Annotated in this window: 18 protein-coding genes and 1 other RNA gene; 16 read left to right on the plus strand and 3 right to left on the minus strand. The window is 52.3% G+C overall.

Annotated elements, in window-relative coordinates; genetic code table 11:
• Positions 1–139 precede the first annotated feature (139 nt).
• Complete coding sequence (locus KQI12_RS07975; protein ID WP_216572442.1) at positions 140–4303, plus strand: hemoblobin-interacting domain-containing protein; 4164 nt, start codon at positions 140–142, stop codon at positions 4301–4303.
• A gap of 220 nt (positions 4304–4523) precedes the next feature.
• On the opposite strand, the gene KQI12_RS07980 is transcribed toward KQI12_RS07975, so the two are convergent.
• The 3 genes from KQI12_RS07980 to KQI12_RS07990 all read right to left on the minus strand — a co-directional run bounded on the left by KQI12_RS07980 (position 4524) and on the right by KQI12_RS07990 (position 7076).
• Positions 4524–5471, minus strand: coding sequence for a tyrosine-type recombinase/integrase (locus KQI12_RS07980; protein WP_371817992.1), 948 nt, complete (start codon positions 5469–5471; stop codon positions 4524–4526).
• A gap of 382 nt (positions 5472–5853) precedes the next feature.
• Positions 5854–6435: a hypothetical protein gene (locus tag KQI12_RS07985; RefSeq protein WP_216572444.1), complete on the minus strand. Its 582-nt coding sequence runs from the start codon at positions 6433–6435 to the stop codon at positions 5854–5856.
• Between the two features lie 11 nt (positions 6436–6446).
• The gene (locus KQI12_RS07990) at positions 6447–7076 is read right to left on the minus strand and encodes a S24 family peptidase (protein ID WP_216572445.1); all 630 of its coding nucleotides are present in this window, start codon (positions 7074–7076) and stop codon (positions 6447–6449) included.
• 194 nt (positions 7077–7270) lie between these two features.
• Here KQI12_RS07990 and KQI12_RS07995 point away from each other — a divergent pair, with 194 nt between their 5' ends.
• The 15 genes from KQI12_RS07995 to KQI12_RS08065 all read left to right on the plus strand — a co-directional run bounded on the left by KQI12_RS07995 (position 7271) and on the right by KQI12_RS08065 (position 15423).
• A complete protein-coding gene (locus tag KQI12_RS07995) occupies positions 7271–7597 on the plus strand; it encodes a hypothetical protein (RefSeq protein WP_216572446.1) in 327 nt (108 codons plus the stop codon).
• Positions 7598–7664: hammerhead ribozyme type II (locus tag KQI12_RS08000), an RNA gene on the plus strand. It begins immediately after the preceding gene.
• Positions 7665–7794: 130 nt separating this feature from the next.
• The gene (locus KQI12_RS08005) at positions 7795–8001 is read left to right on the plus strand and encodes a helix-turn-helix domain-containing protein (RefSeq protein WP_097791491.1); all 207 of its coding nucleotides are present in this window, start codon (positions 7795–7797) and stop codon (positions 7999–8001) included.
• A gap of 24 nt (positions 8002–8025) precedes the next feature.
• Positions 8026–8742, plus strand: coding sequence for a SprT-like domain-containing protein (locus KQI12_RS08010; protein WP_253290910.1), 717 nt, complete (start codon positions 8026–8028; stop codon positions 8740–8742).
• 7 nt (positions 8743–8749) lie between these two features.
• A complete protein-coding gene (locus KQI12_RS08015; protein ID WP_253290911.1) occupies positions 8750–8962 on the plus strand; it encodes a hypothetical protein in 213 nt (70 codons plus the stop codon).
• A gap of 21 nt (positions 8963–8983) precedes the next feature.
• Positions 8984–9415: a helix-turn-helix domain-containing protein gene (locus KQI12_RS08020; RefSeq protein ID WP_216572448.1), complete on the plus strand. Its 432-nt coding sequence runs from the start codon at positions 8984–8986 to the stop codon at positions 9413–9415.
• Positions 9416–9437: 22 nt separating this feature from the next.
• Positions 9438–9806, plus strand: coding sequence for a hypothetical protein (locus tag KQI12_RS08025; RefSeq protein WP_216572449.1), 369 nt, complete (start codon positions 9438–9440; stop codon positions 9804–9806).
• A complete protein-coding gene (locus tag KQI12_RS08030) occupies positions 9803–11161 on the plus strand; it encodes a DEAD/DEAH box helicase (RefSeq protein ID WP_216572450.1) in 1359 nt (452 codons plus the stop codon). Before KQI12_RS08025 ends, KQI12_RS08030 begins: the two co-directional genes overlap by 4 nt.
• Positions 11127–11690 carry a 3D domain-containing protein gene (locus tag KQI12_RS08035; protein ID WP_216572451.1) on the plus strand — a complete coding sequence of 188 codons (564 nt, stop codon included), beginning with the start codon at positions 11127–11129 and terminating at the stop codon, positions 11688–11690. The genes KQI12_RS08030 and KQI12_RS08035 overlap by 35 nt, the downstream gene beginning before the upstream one ends.
• Positions 11687–12133 (plus strand): siphovirus Gp157 family protein, encoded by a 447-nt coding sequence (locus KQI12_RS08040; RefSeq protein WP_216572452.1) that lies wholly within the window; start codon positions 11687–11689, stop codon positions 12131–12133. Before KQI12_RS08035 ends, KQI12_RS08040 begins: the two co-directional genes overlap by 4 nt.
• On the plus strand, positions 12133–12351 hold the full coding sequence (locus tag KQI12_RS08045) for a hypothetical protein (protein ID WP_216572453.1): 219 nt from the start codon (positions 12133–12135) through the stop codon (positions 12349–12351). The genes KQI12_RS08040 and KQI12_RS08045 overlap by 1 nt, the downstream gene beginning before the upstream one ends.
• Positions 12352–12374: 23 nt before the next feature.
• Positions 12375–12770 carry a hypothetical protein gene (locus KQI12_RS08050; RefSeq protein WP_253290912.1) on the plus strand — a complete coding sequence of 132 codons (396 nt, stop codon included), beginning with the start codon at positions 12375–12377 and terminating at the stop codon, positions 12768–12770.
• A 3-nt stretch (positions 12771–12773) separates the two neighbouring features.
• Positions 12774–13190 carry a VRR-NUC domain-containing protein gene (locus KQI12_RS08055; RefSeq protein ID WP_253290913.1) on the plus strand — a complete coding sequence of 139 codons (417 nt, stop codon included), beginning with the start codon at positions 12774–12776 and terminating at the stop codon, positions 13188–13190.
• Positions 13169–15088 carry an AAA family ATPase gene (locus KQI12_RS08060; RefSeq protein ID WP_253290914.1) on the plus strand — a complete coding sequence of 640 codons (1920 nt, stop codon included), beginning with the start codon at positions 13169–13171 and terminating at the stop codon, positions 15086–15088. Before KQI12_RS08055 ends, KQI12_RS08060 begins: the two co-directional genes overlap by 22 nt.
• Positions 15088–15423, plus strand: coding sequence for a hypothetical protein (locus KQI12_RS08065; protein WP_216572454.1), 336 nt, complete (start codon positions 15088–15090; stop codon positions 15421–15423). The genes KQI12_RS08060 and KQI12_RS08065 overlap by 1 nt, the downstream gene beginning before the upstream one ends.
• The last annotated feature ends 139 nt before the right edge of the window (positions 15424–15562 follow it).

Below are 15562 nucleotides of genomic sequence, written 5' to 3' on the forward strand. Positions count from 1 at the left end.
GCTGTGCTATACTACACGCGTCACGAAGTTAGCTTTAGGTAACTTTGAAGAATATCCCTGCCCTTCAGCGGGCAGGGATATTTCCGGAACGATAGTTAGCCATAAGCAACCGGCGAGGACAAGAAGGGAATGATATCATATGCAGAAAAAAGCGACCAGAGCGGCCGCTCTGGCGTTGGCAGGGACGATGCTCCTGCCAACGCCTGCCTTTGCGGCTGTACCGTCTGATTTTTCCGACTTCCCGTCGGATTGGTCTGCGTCCGCCATGCGGAAAGCGGTGGAGGACGGCCTGCTCAGCGGCTCCAACGGCCTGATCCGGGCCAAGGGCCTGCTGACCCGCGCCGAGGTGGCATCCATCGCCGCCCGGGCCTTCGGCGGCACCAAGACCACCTCGCTCTCCGGCGTCAGCGACGTGGAGCCGGGGGATTGGCACTATGACGCCATGGGCAAGGCCGTGGCCATGGGCATCCTCCAGGGCTCCAACGGAAAGCTCCGTCCCAACGACCCCGTGACCCGGGAGGAGGCCTTCGCGGTCCTCGCCCGGGCCTATGAGCTGGAGGCCGCCTCCGACAGCGCCCTCTCTAAATTCTCCGACGCGGCCAGCGTCTCCGGCTGGGCCAAGTCCAACGTGGCCGCGCTGGTGGAGGCCGGATATGTGAACGGCTCCAATGGCCGGATCGACGGCAAGGGGCAGATCACCCGGGCCGAGTTCGCCCAGGTGCTCAGCGGCCTGTCCAGCGGCTATATGGACGGCGGGACCCGCTCCGACGAGACCGTGGAGGGCAATCTGGTGGTCCGGGGCTCCGGCGCGGTCCTGTCCAACGTGACCGTGAAGGGCGACCTGATCCTGGCCGACGGCGCGGCGCAGACCTCGCTCCAGAACGTGACCGTCACCGGCCGGATCTTGATCCGGAACGGCGGCTCCGTCACCGCCTCTGGCACCACGGCCGGGGAGGGCACCGTGGTATCCAGCCCCAGCGGCACCACTTCTCTGAACGTGACCGGCGGCGACCTGGGCACCGTGTCCATCCGGTCCGACGTCAGGCTGTCCGGCGATCTGCCCCGCGTGTCCGTGGATGAGGCGGCCGGCATCACCGTGGACAAGGGCGCCAAGATCGGCACCATCACCGTCAACGCCGATGGGAGCAAGATCTCCGGCTCCGGCAAGGTGGAGCGGGTCAACGCCGACGCCGATGACGTGACCGTCACGGTCCCCGGCGCGAAGGTCACGGCCGGCGCCGGTACCTCCGGTGTCACGGCCGGATCCACCTCCGTGACGGCGGGCAGGACAGAGACGGTCCGCAGCGCTTCTTCCGGCGGCTCCAGCGGCGGCAGTTCGTCCGGCGGCTCCAGCGGCGGGTCCTCTTCCGGCGGCGGTTCCAGCTCCGGCGGGAACAACAGCGGCGGGAGCACGGCCACGGAGGCCAAATTGGTCCACAAGGCCGAGATCCAGACGCTGGATCTGGGAAGCTGGCTGGTGCTGGAGTTCGCGGACGGCTATACGCAGTCCAACTGCACCGTCAGCGTGGACGGTCAGGCGGTGGCCTCCGGCGTCATCACTCCGGTCACGACCGAGGGCACGATCGCCAAGATCCCTCTGGTGGGCGCCCCCGGCAAGGTGACGATCGTCTCCGGGGACAAGAGCCAGACGGTCTCTCTGGGCAATGGCTCCAATGGGGACGCTGTGTATACCGGCGGGGGGTATCTGCCGGAGAAGGTGGTGGGCCACGGCCCTGTGGCGATGTGGGACTACTATCTCACCAACTACGATGATGAGGGCAGCGTCCGGGTCCACCCGAAAAAGACCACCTTCGACCAGAACGCTGTGGTCAACGAGCATCCCAGCTATTCTCCCGATACCGTTTTGAACGCGGATGGCAGTGGCAATGTGGTCATCATGTTCAACTACAACACCGATGAGGAGAAGGCGTGGTTCGACGCGATCGCCGAGACGGGCGCGCTGGCGCTGGTGGAGTACGGCCAGTACAAGAACACGATCAACGACCACCTGGCTTATCGCATCGAAAAAGATGTGGACCATTACGGCAGTAAGGTGGGTGAGCTGATCATCTCCTTTGGTCAGTCGAATTTCACCAACAATGGCCGCTACTATGTGCGGGTGAAGTCCGGGGAGAACTCCTATGCCATGGCCTCCATCCATGTCCAGCGGCATGAGGAGCCGGAATTCGAGCTGACGGAGACGCCCAGGTCCGGCGTGAACCTCCACTTCAACGTGAAGAACATGGCCTACGGCGTCACCCAGCCCATCGAGAGCGTGACCCTCACCGACCCCACCGGCGAGACCCGGGAGCTGGAGAAGATCCGGGACTGGTATCTGATCGGCGACCTGTTTGTCCTCTACAACGATGAGGCGGCCACGGACGGCCGGAACAACATCCCGTACAACGGCAACTACACCATGACCATCCGGGCCAACGGCTTCCAGACTGTGACCAAGACGTTCAACGTCACCGGCGGCATGGAAGCGCCTAAAAAGGAGAGCGGCGCGGCGGTGCTGGCGCTGGGCTTCGACGCGGTGACCATGGCCACCAGCTCTGCGGGCGGCGGCGGCTCCTCGGAGGACGGCGGTTCCGCCATCTCCGCAGATCTGATGTTCGACAGCGACCTGCTGGCCAACGCCCTGATCTTGGAGGAACTGGACGATGAGGCGACTGCGGCCACCGCCGGTCAGGTGGTCGAGTGGTGGTCCGCTCTGGCCGGGAAGGACTATCTGGTCGAGACCGGTTCCGCCACCTATTACACCTGGACCTCCTATCTGAACGCCGTGAACGACGCCAAGGTGGCCGGGAAGAGCTGGCTCCCCTATGCCGACTATAAGACGAGCGGCGCGAAACAGGAGAGCTCGGACCGCCCCCACGCGGTGAAGGAGGTCCTGGAGGACGGCCTGCTGGGCGACATCCAGGACAGCGGCGAGTACGGCCGTTTCGAGGTCCCCGCTTATACGGTCACGGAAAACAGGCAGGGCAGGGATCTGGTCCTGACCTTCTCCGGCGACGGCGCGGCGGACTATCTGAGCAAGATCAGCGCCATCTACAAGGGCGGCGATTGGCTCCATGCGCTGGAAGAAGAGGACAAGTATACGATCGATGCCGATGCGCGGACCCTGACGATCGATAAGAGCGTCCTCAAGGTGGGTGAGAACCGTATCACCGTGGAGGCCGTCGGCTACAAGAGCCTGGACGCGAGGATCCAGTATGCCAAGGTCAACGAGGAGGATCTGTCTCTGGAGGTCGCTGGCGAGATCACGATCCCCGAGGGGAGCGACAAGACTTCTGTCACCGTCAAGGTGAAGAACTCCAAGGGCGATCTCCTGAGCAATTTGAAGTCGGTCACGCTGGATGACAGCCCTGTCTGGACCAAGGGTGCGAGCAGTTCTGATGCAGTCTACTATTCTTTGAATGAGGACAAGACGGAGCTGATCCTGCACAATGTCGGCGTTGGTGAACATACGCTGACGCTCACGGCAGAGTATTATGAGGATGCGCTGACGGCCACCATCAAGGTCAAGGACAGTAAGGGCAATACCGAAGAGGAAAAGAAGGACGTGCCCAACGACAAGCCGACTGGAGGCAAGTCTGGGAATGTCTACACGCTCAACTTCGGCGCGGATATGCCTTTGGATTGGACATATAGCATTTATAGTGAGAACTGGTCTGTCAAGGTCAATGGACAGGAGTATAGCTTCAACTCTAATCTCCTTATGCTTTCTCGACTTGGAGAAAATGAGTATGCTTGGTATGATCCGGCCTACAACGATAAGATTTTGGATCTTGGGAGCGGGGCCTTCGAGGATGGAGAGAATACCGTTGTGATCGAAGTGAAGGGGTATAAGGCTCTGACGCTCAAGGTGAACGGTGCGGACGGCACGGTCATCACCGACAGCACCGGCGGCGGTTCTGGCAGCACGACGCCTACTGAGCCCGCCCCGGGCGAGAACGAGGAAGGCACGGATGCGCCGGCGTATTCGAGTACGTCTAAAGACTATTATAGCGGGAACTATCAAATCAGTTTTGGCGAATCCGGCGATAGCATGATTGCTACTTATCTCAGTAAAATGACTGAGGTGAAAGTTGGAGATACTACCTATACCAAGACTGATTCGAGTGGGGCGTTTTCTGCCCTGCCAAATGGCACTTACTATATCAACAATGCGACGAGCCAGTTCATCAGGCTTTCTCCCAGTGCGTTCAACAAAGATGGGACCACCACTATCACGATCAAAGCTGAGGGTTACAAGGACCTCATTGTGGTGGTCGACTTTTCCGGCAAGGAAGTCAAGTAAATAGCTCCCCTGCGGCGGCGATGGATCTCCATCGCCGTCGCTTTTTACATTCCTTATATATGTCCCTACATTCCTCTGACTTGCCCAAGTCTCCCGAATGTGCTACAATAAAAACAGACGAACCCCGAACCCTTGATTTTTCAGGGGTTCGGGGTTTTCTTGTTACTAATATGTGTATAGTTCAGCGTTCAACGGCCTAAAATGTTCACAGGCTTGAACCCTATGGAATCAGGTTCACGGTGGCCTTCAGTTCGTCCAAAGTCTTGTGATTATACACCCGGTTTCCCGTGTCCTTGGACACATGGCCCATGAGCAAATCAATACATTTTCGGTTTCCCCCGGCGCTGTCCAGTTGGGTTTCAAAGGTGTGGCGGCACTCATGCGGGGTGTGGTTCATGTTCAGGGCCTTCATAATGTCTGCCCAAAATATCCGGTATTGGGTTTGGTTGCAGACCTTCCCATTATAGCAAATCAGCCGTGGGCCACCTTCGGCAAGCCGCTGTTCAATCAATGGCCTGATCTTCGGGTGGATGGGAACGATGCGGTTTTTACCGGCCTTCGTTTTGGTGCCGCCCTTCATCGTGCCTTCCTTCAGGTCAATATCTTCCGGTTTCAAGTTCAGAAATTCAGAGATACGCCACCCGGAATATAGCAGGATCAGGACGGTATCAACCCAAGGATCAGACTGATGTTCCCACACCGTTTTGATTTCATCCTTGGTGAACGGAAGGCGGCTTGTTTCTGGAACAGGATCAGAGGTCAACAGATCGGAGAATGTACGGGTTATAATATCCATTTCAAGGGCAAACCGGTCAAGGTGGCCCCACAGGTTCTTGATTGCCGCTTGGGTTGAATATCCTTTCCCGCAGTTGTCAATGGTTTCTTGCATTTGATATGACCGGATTTGTTTGTAAGGCTTGTTCATATACGCTGAACAATGCTTGAACGCTGAACAGAGGGAAGCCCGGTTGGATTCACCCAGCTTCGGGGCTTTCTTTTCTTTCCAGAGGTCAAAAAGCTGTTGAAGGGTGATTTTGGCCCGGTCAACATCCCACGGATCACGGTTGTATTCAGCAAGCATGATATTTCCGGCTTCACGGGTTTCAGCATAACCGATAATGTCATAAATCGGGTGGCCTTTGTCATTCCAACCTATGGTTTTCTTCACGATGTACGGGCGGCGGCGCTGGCCTGATAGCTTCGCAACTGTTCCGTACCCATTTGGGTTCCGCATTATATCACCTGAACTTTCTGAAAATGGGTATGGCAAAGCCAAACCCCGTGTGATATAATGGTCAATGGTGGTTGAAACATTAACTTCAATTTGGGGTTTGTTTCGCCTGACCGCTTCGGTGTTCCAGCACCGGAGCGGTCATTTTTTTTGATTTTGAATGATGTTGAATGAGCCTGAAGCCTTGCGGCACAAGGTTTTTTCGGAAATCCTTCAACATTCAAGATGAAACATATTTTTCTAATATTTCAAGAAAAAAAGTATATAAGAAGTATGAAAAATATAACCAGAAGGGATTTGATCTTGAATGTTGAAGGATTCATTTCCGCAACACGGGTGGTGATAGATAAAGTTTGAAGGTGTTCTTGTACGGTTCCTGAAACAGAACTTTTTCCCGCTTCATAGCACTAACGATGGAAATGATAGCTTCTCTATATGACGGATCAAATCTTGAATAAATATCCTTTTGAAGAATACCGGGTTCAGATTTAACAATTTCCGAAACCTTACGCCGTATATATGGGCCATTTTCAATTAAGAAATTTGTGGATTCTTGTTTTGCTTTGAATTTCCGTTCATAAATAGTCCAGTTATCAATTAAATCCTGATACCCTTCTTCGATTTTAGCTTCCAAACTGAAATCACGGCAACGGCTGTTGGAGCAATGACAATAATAGCCTTCAAACCATTGTTTTCCTTCAGGCGTGGCATAGCAAAATTCTTTTAGGGTGTGTAAAGAACTCAAACATATTTCATAGGCCAATCTATAAGAATCAGCGTCACCATAATCTTCAATTTTGGGGGCAAGTGCTTGATGTTCCATTTTCTGAAGATAATCCGCATTGTCAATAGCAAATTGATCTGATGGCGAAAGCCCATATCTGAAAGAAGATTTTTTCATTATGGCACCGCCTATCTAATATCACTTTGGAAGGCAACAGCCTTTCCAAGAATCCTGATCCGGTTCAATTCTTCCCCGGTGTATCGCATAGTTTTATATTTGGGGTTTTCAGCGAACAGCAACAGTTCATTTTCATCCGGGTTATATTGAACCCGCTTCAGGGTGGCTTCATCACCGATCAGAACGGCGGCAATTTCACCATCATCAACCATTTCCTGTTGACGAATGAACACTATATCACCGTCATAGATTCTGGCCCCAATCATGGAATCACCTTTGGCCCGTAAGCAGAAATCAGCATCAATGTTGGCCCCGGCTTCCACATACAATTCCTTTTCTTCGTTGGCAAAGATCGGGGTTCCACAGGCAATGTTCCCAAGCAACGGGAATTTGCGGGTTTCTATTCTAAATAGGTTATCAACTTGGATTTCCTCTTTCCACCCCATCAAATAGGCCGGTGTGGTATGTAGGACTTTCGCCAAGTCTGCAATTTTGTCACGGCGCATATTGGCAATGATCCCGTTTTCCCATTTCCGAACGGTACTTTTACCAACGCCAACAGCGTTGCCCACCTGTTCAAGCGTGAGATTATTTTCTTCACGCAAAGCCTTGATCTTTTGGCCCATAGTCAATTCAGCCACATGAACACCCCTTTCGGTTAGTAACAATAGTATAACCGCAATGTGTCTTTTTTGCAACCCCTAAAGCGAAAAAACAAAAAAAGTTTCTTTTAGTCCACAAATGGGGTTGACAAGCAACGGGCGGTGTGGTACTATGATGGTGTCCTAAAGGACACGACAAAAGCGAATAAGACACCGAAAGGGGTACATGAGATATGAAGAACCTGAACACGATGAAGTTCGTTTCCAATGCTATTGAAGAACTGGTTGAGTACAAAGCCGCCATTGCTGGTTCCAAAACTTTTGATGAAGCCAAAAACACCGGAAGAATGATGGCAGGGTACATTAACGGGCTTATCACTTTTCTGAATACGATGATCTGTGAAGAAAACAATGATTTCACGGCGGAATTTGATGAAGTTCTGGATGGCTGGATGTTCAAAATGTATGATGCTGTGGCCGACAAAGCGATTGAAACCAATCAGGATAAGGACACTATTTGGAAACTGTTGGTCAAGCGTGATGAATATACGATGATGTGAAGCCGAAACGGGCCTGAAGGCCCGTCCACCGGAACCGCCCCACCGGTGCTGATGATGGCAGGGCAACAGCGACAATATGAGCGTTCCCGTTTATGGTTTCGGGTGTTGGGTATCAATCCCCATGTAAAAGATATGACCGCCCGGAAATTGCTTGTTCGGAACTTGGCTGTTTGATTTTTTAGAAAGGATGTGAGCGAATGAACAAGGCCCGCTTGGAATATGAAATGTCCGTTCGGGGTGTTACCCGTGCCAAGCTGTGTGAAGTCCTTGGAATTTCCCGATCCGCCTTTTACCGAAAGTGTAATGGGGGTTCGGAGTTCACCCAAGGCGAGATTCAGAAGATCGTGGATTTTCTGAACCTTGAAACCCCGGTGGGAATTTTTTTTGATGCGAAAGTGTCCTAAATGACACTTCGAGGAGTAAGCACCATGAATGAAGTCAGTTTGAAACCGGTCATTGATGAACTTGAAACCTTGTTTTCAAAGTTCAACAAAGCCTTCTTTGAAGGCAAGCTGGAAAAGCCTGTTATCACCGTTTCCCCGGATCATACCCGTGGGGCTTATGGCTGGTGTACCGCTTGGAAGGCTTGGCAAGACGGCACCAAGGAAGGCGGCTATTACGAAATCAACCTGTGTGCCGAATACCTGAACCGCCCCTTTGAAGAAACCTGTGGAACCTTGCTTCACGAAATGGTTCACCTTCTCAATCTTCAGGACAATGTTCAGGACACTTCCCGTTCTGGTTCCTACCACAACCGGAAGTTCAAAGAAACCGCTGAAGCCCACGGCCTGACCGTGGAGAAAGGCGAAAAGTACGGGTGGCGCAAAACCACCTTGAACCCGCAAGCTGAAGCCTTCGTGAAATCCCTTGGCAAATCCGGGTTCTGTCTGGTTCGGCCCCGTACCAATCCGCTGAAGGGTTCCCGGAAGGGGGGGGGGGATCGAGTTCCCGCAAATATGTATGCCCCTGTTGCGGAACCATCATCCGGGCCACCAAGGAAGTTCATGTTCTTTGCGGGGAATGTGAAGTGGCCTTTGAAGAACAGGAGTGATTTCAACGGAAAAACATCTTCATGCCGTTCAGTTCGATGGAATGACTTTTGGAATGGCAATAGACACTTCCACAGAAGCGTACAAGTCATTTAAGAAAGCCTTGAAATACGAAAGCTGTATCAGCATTTTTGGGGATGAAATTCTTGTTCGGGTAATTCCATTCAAAAATTTGGGTGGGATTATGCGTGAAGCCCATTGGCTGGTAACTGAAGGTCATTACTTTGACTACATCAAAATTGATGGGCTTCAGGATGATATTTATGTGAAGTATTCGGATAAACAAATTGATTTTCGCCACAGAAAAAGTTGGTAGAAATCGAAAGGAGTAAGCGCAATGACCACCACTTTTGCAGAGCGTTTGAAGAACGCCATGGAACAGGCCAATGTGAGCCAATCCGACCTGTCAAGGCGGACGGGGGCTTCCAAGGCCGCAATCAGTCAGTATCTTTCCGGGAAGAACACCCCCAACATGGAGCGGATCGCCGCCCTTGCCAATGCCACCGGCGTAACCCTTGATTACCTGATCGGCTATGGGGCCGCCCCGGACACGGAGCCGCCTATCAAGAAGATCAGCGTGAAGGAAGCCGCCCGGTGTATGGGTAAATCTGATCAGTTCGTCAGGATCGGCCTTCAGCGTGGCCTTCTTCCCTTCGGTAGAGCCGTTCCCGGAACCGGCACTTGCTGGAACTACTACATTAACCCGGCCAAGTTCAAGGAATTTGTTGGGGCCGAACAGTTCAACGCCTTCTTTGGCCTTACGGCCTGATTTCTGAAAAGGAGTAAATGAGATGAAAACCAGATTTGATGGAACCCTGTGGATCGGGGCCGGTGGACAGGCTTTCCACCCCGCCGAAATGGAAACCGATCACCTGTTGAACACGGTGAAGATGCTGAAGAACCGCCCCGCTGTGGTGGTGTCCATGGTGGTTCGTGATATTGAAGCCACCCCCGATTGTTGCCCCTTTGATCCCTTCAACGGCGGTCATTCCGGGATGGTGAAGCAGTCCTTGTTCAATATCACTTCCCTTTCCCCGGAACAGGTGAGTGATTACGCCTTGAACAGCACCTTGGGAATGACTATGAAGGCCGAACTTCTTTCCCGTGGCGTGAATGTGGAAAACTACCTTTCCATGATTGAAGCGCCTGAAACCTTATGATCAGCCTATTCCAGCACCAGCAACAGGCCCTTGACGAAACCGAGGGGAAGAACCGGGTTGCCTATTACCTTGATATGGGCCTTGGAAAGACCTTCGTTGGTTCCGAAAAAATGATGAAGCTGAACCGCCGTGTGAATCTGGTGGTGTGCCAATGTTCAAAGGTTCAGGATTGGATTGAACATTTTCAAACCTACTACACCCGGAATTGTGTGTTTGACCTGACCAACCCGAAAACCTTCAAATGGTTCTTTGAACAGGTTCAATGTGAAGTTCCAACCCTGATGATAGGCGTTATCAACTATGAACTGACCTTCAGGCGGAAGGTTCTGAAAACTCTGACCGGCTTCACGCTGATGTTGGACGAAAGTTCCCTGATTCAGAATGAGAACGCCAAACGGTCAAAATTCATTCTTGACCTGAAGCCTGATAATGTGATCCTTCTTTCCGGTACACCCACAGGCGGCAAATATGAAAAGCTGTGGAGCCAATGCCAACTGTTGGGGTGGAAGATTTCAAAACCCCTGTTCTGGAAGCAGTACATTGAAACGGAATGGGTTGAAGAAGATGGCTTTTGGCGGCAGAAGATTACCGGCTATAAGAATGTTGACCGGCTGAAGATGAAGCTGGCCGAACATGGGGCCGTTTTTATGACTACCGATCAGGCCGGAATCAGCCTTCCCGAAAAGACTTGGATCAAGGTGAAAACCAAACCTTCCCCGCTTTACTGGAAGTTCTGGAAAGAACGGTTCGTGTCGATTGACACGGCGAACCTTGGGGAATTTGAACTGGATTCTGATTTCTACGGTTCCAATGCCCATTGTGAGCGGGAATTGATTGGTGATACCAGCTTAACCCGCCGCCTTTATGCCCGTCAGCTTTGCGGCCTATATAACAAGGCCCGGTATGAAGCCTTCCGGGATTTGGCGGACAGCACAGAAGATCGGCTGATTGTGTTCTATAACTTCACGGAAGAAATGGAGCGCCTGAAGGGGATTGCCAAGAGCCTGAACCGGCCCGTTTCGGTTCTGTGCGGTGAAGAAAAAAATCTGGATGCCTACCACTACCAGCACAACAGCATTACCTTCATCCAGTATCAGGCCGGGGCTATGGGCGGCAACTTTCAACTTGCCAACAAAATCATTTATTTCAGCCTTCCGCAAGGTTCCGAACTGTGGGAGCAATCCCAGAAGCGTATTCACCGCCTTGGGCAAGAAAGGCCGTGCTTCTACTACCTTATGATTTGCCCCGGAACGGTGGAAGAAGATATTCTTTCCACTTTGGAAATGAGAAAGGATTATACCGATGAACTATTCAGAAAGTATGAGCAAGCGGGAACAGCGCCGCAGAGCGATTAACCAGCGGTTCAGGCGGATGTTCCTTGTGGCCCTGTTGATGGGCCTTGCCATGGGGTTTGTGTTTGGCCGGTGTTCCGCTTCCAGCAAGGACAGACCGGAACCCATCGTTGAACAGGATCAGCTTACCAGCGTCATTCCTGATGTGACTTTGGAGCCGATGGAAACCCCGCTGGTGGAAGAACCCGCAGAGCCGGAACGGATTCTGTTAGGCAGTTTCAGAATCACGGCCTATTGTTCCTGTGAAAAGTGCTGTGGTGAGTGGGCAAAGAACCGGCCCAACGGGATTGTGTATGGTGCCGCTGGTGTGGAACTGAAGGCCGGTGTTTCCTGTGCTTCCCCGCTTCCCTTGGGAACGGTGGTGGAAGTGGAAGGCTTGGGCGAATACATAGTTCAGGATCGCCCCGCCCAATGGGTGATTGACAAATACGGTGAAAACCAGATTGACATTTACTTTGACAGCCATGAAGCCGCTTCCGCCTTTGGCCTGAAGCAGTTGAATGTTTATGAGAAAGGAGAACCCACAGAATGATCAAATGTGAAAACGCTTGCCCCCGTGGAAAGTTTGATGGGTGTTGCCACAAATGCCCTGACTTCCACACTTGCCCGGATTCCTGTGAGGAAAACCCGAACGAATGTGGACAGGCCACCTTCGATGAAGAAACGGCCCTTCAGGAGTTCAAGAGTTCCCAGCTTGCCACCCTGAACGCCATTGCTTCCCTGACGGCCCACAAGAAGGCCATTGAGGATCAGGAAAAGCAGATGAAAACGGCCCTGTATGACGCTATGGTGAAGTTCGGTGTGGATAAGTTTGAATCCGATGTGCTGAACCTTACCCTTGTGAAGCCCACCACGGCCACCAGCATTGATTCCACAAAGCTGAAGAAGAAATACCCGGATATTGCTTCCGAGTGTTCTAAGACCACCGCCAAGGCCGGTTATGTGAAAATCACCCTGAAAGGCGGTGGGAAGTAATGATAGAAGGTTTGACACCTAAAGAAGCCGATGCGTGGGGAAGCGAAATGGCCCGTATTATTACCGGCACTATCCATGAACTGCTTTTGGCGGCGGATCGCCACAATATTGATCGGGATTCAGCAGTTCAGCATTTTTCAGCCCTGTTTTCAACAATAGCGGATGTGGCAACCTTTGAACACTTTGAATTAGGTGAAGCCGATGAAGAAACAGATTGATATTTGCGCCACCTGTGTTCACGATGAACCCGGTTATTGTTCCGTCATTGGCACCATACCCCATTGCTGTTCCCGCCATTGGCATTGTGAGCCGGGAAAAGCCGCAAAGGACTATGTTCCCAAGCAGGAAGAAGGTGAAACCGATGGCGAGGGATGAACTTTGGGATGCCCTGAAGAAACACGCCCACCGCAATCACCAAGAACGGGTTTCCAAGAATCCTGACCGGATTGCCTATGCTATTCAGCAGTTTGAACGGCACGGCATTGAATACCAACTGAAGAATGAGCAGACCGGCCATTTTCATTGTTGGCGAAAGTCTGATGATAAACTGTTCCAATTCTACGCCGGAACGGGAAAAATTCAGGGTTTCACCCAAATCAGGGGGATTCACAGCCTGATTCAGATGTTGGAGGGGTGAGCCTTGGCCGGTGAAAAGAACTTTGAAAACCGCCTGAAGAAGTGGCTGGAATCTGAAGGGATATATCCCTTGGGTGAACCGGTTGACCGGATGAAGGCCCCGCCCTGTGGCTATTGGGAAAAGCGTTGGGGTGGTGGGCGATATACCAAAGCCGGGTTACCTGATATGCGGATCACCGTGAATGGGATTGCCTTTGAAGTGGAATTGAAAGCCACCAACGGAACCCCTTCAGAACTTCAGAAACGGAACCTGAAACAAATCAACGGTTCCAACGGGTTTGGGTTCATCCTTTACCCGGAAGGCTTTGAAGCCTTCAAAACCATAGTGAAAGGGGTGAAACAATGCGAGTTTCCCACAGCCGGGTTGAAGTCTTTAATAGATGCCCATACAAGTACGGCTTGCGATATGTGGAAGGGATAGACACGATCCCGAACACGGACGCAGATAACGCCCTGATCCTTGGCACAGCACTTCACACCGGCATTGAAGAAGGGGTTGAACAGGCCCTTGACTTCTACCAGAACAGTTTCCCGGTGCTGACAGATGATCATATCAACGAAATGATCAAGCTGGAAGCCATGATTCCAAAGGCCAAGGCCATGTTGCCGCCCGGTGGAGCCTTTGAACTTCCCATTGGGAACGCTGATTTCATCGGCTTCATGGATTATCTGGTTCCCGTGGGGAAGGGGCTGAAGCTGGATGGCCTGATCACCGGTGAAGATTTGGATGAATTTGAAGCGTTTGATTTGTACGATTTCAAGTATTCCAACAACGCCAAAAGCTACGCCGTTTCCGGGCAGTTGCATGAATACAAGTATTGGTATGAACTGACACACCCCGGCCACCGGATCAGGGATATGTATTTCCTGATTGTTCCCAAGGTGAAGATCAGACAGAAAAGCACCGAAACGCTTTCACAGTTCCGTGATCGTTTGCAGGATGCTTTGAAGGACGCTGAACCAACGCTGTTGCCGGTTCAGTACGATCCTATGAAGGTTGTGGATTTTCTGACCAGCGTGAAACACATGGTTGAAGCCACAGAGTTTCCCAAGAACCCAAACCACTTTTGCGGGTGGTGTGAGTATGAAGAATTTTGTCAGAAAGGATGGGATTATATGTTACTTCCCAAAAATGAACGGCGTGACCTGAACGCCACCAAGAAAAAGGTTGTGTGGCTTTACGGCGCACCCTTCAGCGGCAAGACCTTCTTTGCCAATCAGTTCCCCGATCCCCTGATGTTGAACACGGATGGCAACATCAAGTTTGTGGATGCCCCCTATATCGCCATTCGTGACACCGTAACGGTGGAAGGCCGCATTACCAAACGCAAGCTGGCCTATGAAGTTTTCATGGAAACCGTGGCCGAACTGGAAAAGAAGCAGAACGATTTCCGAACCATCGTGGTTGACCTTCTGGAAGATGTTTATGAATCGTGCCGGGTTTACATTTGTGACCGTCAGGGCTGGAAGCATGAATCCGATGATTCCTTCCGTGCGTGGGATATGGTCAGAAGCGAGTTCCTGAACACCCTGAAGCGGCTTGTGAATCTGGACTATGAAAACATCATCCTGATCAGCCATGAGGACAGAAGCCGTGACCTGACACGCAAGGGCGGGGATAAGATCAGTTCCATCAAGCCGAACCTTCAGGATAAAGTGGCAAACAAGGTGGCCGGTATGGTTGATCTGGTGGCCCGTATCGTGGCGGACGATGATGAACGGGTGATGTCCTTTAAGACTTCGGAAGTCATTTTCGGCGGTGGCCGTCTGACCGTCCACGAAAAGGAAATTCCGCTGACCTATGACGCATTTTGTGAAGTCTATGAGGAAGCCAACCAGAGGGCCGCAGGAGCCGTTAAGCGTGGCGGCAATACCCCGGCTACCCCCGCACCCGAAACCACCGGCACGGCTACCACAGCGCCCAGCAGAAGGGGAAGAAAGGCCAAGGCTGAAACCACGGCCCCGGTTGATACTTATGATCCGGTTGAGGATGCGGCAAAGGCGGCGTGTGGTGATCCTGATGGAACTTGGGAGCCGGGCGGCGGTGAAGCCGTTGAGGAACCCGAACCGGCCACCGGTGACACCCCGCCTTGGAATGACCTTCCCAAATGCCCGGACGGTGAGCGCATTTTCAAACAGCATGACGATAACCCGGAAATCCCCCTTTGCCCGTCCATTGACGCTGGGCACCGTTGCCATAAGGAAGGTGGCCCTGATGGTTGCCCCCTGTGGGATCGCCCCAAGGCCCCGGCAGAGGAACCCGCACCCAAGATGGATGTGAACCCGCCCCGCCGCACCCGGAAGAAGCGTGAAGAATAATGGCTGATGTGCTGATGATCGCCGGGAAGCCTGAAACCATCTTCAATGCCCGTGATTTTGAATATCTGGTTGAAAAGCACATGGGTTATGAAGCGGCCAAGTATTTCCGGGAATACGCTGAAAAGGCTGATGAAGAAGTGAGATCGGCTAAGGCCAGGGAAAACACCGACCTTGCTTCCTATGAAGCAAGCCTTGAAAGCAATTCCAGAGCCTTTCAGGATATTCAGGCAGAAGCCGCCGCAATTACGGGAGTTCTTCAGCAAAAGCGGATCAGCCGTGAGAAGATCGCCCATTCAATCCGTGAGATTGGAAAAATCATTTCCAACCAAATATAAGGAGGAAACAACATGAAAAACGATGCCCTGAACAGGTTCAAAGATGAATTGAACCGCCGTGGCCTGATTCGCAAGATTCAGGTGTGTGCAAACCTGATCCCCCCCCCCGCCTGATGCTGACACGGAATCCCTGATTCAG

It is taken from the genome of Pseudoflavonifractor sp. MSJ-37 (assembly GCF_018917965.1).
Lineage (GTDB): Bacteria > Bacillota > Clostridia > Oscillospirales > Oscillospiraceae > Pseudoflavonifractor_A.

Bases quoted from the DNA above. Each gene is read 5' to 3' on its own strand.
- KQI12_RS07995 (WP_216572446.1), top strand. From the start codon at position 7,271: ATGAAGAACCTGAACACGATGAAGTTCGTTTCCAATGCTATTGAAGAA.
- KQI12_RS08010 (WP_253290910.1), top strand. From the start codon at position 8,026: ATGAATGAAGTCAGTTTGAAACCGGTCATTGATGAACTTGAAACCTTG.
- KQI12_RS08030 (WP_216572450.1), top strand. From the start codon at position 9,803: ATGATCAGCCTATTCCAGCACCAGCAACAGGCCCTTGACGAAACCGAG.
- KQI12_RS08050 (WP_253290912.1), top strand. From the start codon at position 12,375: ATGAACCCGGTTATTGTTCCGTCATTGGCACCATACCCCATTGCTGTT.
- KQI12_RS07975 (WP_216572442.1), top strand. From the start codon at position 140: ATGCAGAAAAAAGCGACCAGAGCGGCCGCTCTGGCGTTGGCAGGGACG.
- KQI12_RS08045 (WP_216572453.1), top strand. From the start codon at position 12,133: ATGATAGAAGGTTTGACACCTAAAGAAGCCGATGCGTGGGGAAGCGAA.
- KQI12_RS08025 (WP_216572449.1), top strand. From the start codon at position 9,438: ATGAAAACCAGATTTGATGGAACCCTGTGGATCGGGGCCGGTGGACAG.
- KQI12_RS07985 (WP_216572444.1), bottom strand. From the start codon at position 6,435: ATGAAAAAATCTTCTTTCAGATATGGGCTTTCGCCATCAGATCAATTT.
- KQI12_RS08065 (WP_216572454.1), top strand. From the start codon at position 15,088: ATGGCTGATGTGCTGATGATCGCCGGGAAGCCTGAAACCATCTTCAAT.
- KQI12_RS08020 (WP_216572448.1), top strand. From the start codon at position 8,984: ATGACCACCACTTTTGCAGAGCGTTTGAAGAACGCCATGGAACAGGCC.
- KQI12_RS08035 (WP_216572451.1), top strand. From the start codon at position 11,127: ATGAGCAAGCGGGAACAGCGCCGCAGAGCGATTAACCAGCGGTTCAGG.
- KQI12_RS08005 (WP_097791491.1), top strand. From the start codon at position 7,795: ATGAACAAGGCCCGCTTGGAATATGAAATGTCCGTTCGGGGTGTTACC.
- KQI12_RS08040 (WP_216572452.1), top strand. From the start codon at position 11,687: ATGATCAAATGTGAAAACGCTTGCCCCCGTGGAAAGTTTGATGGGTGT.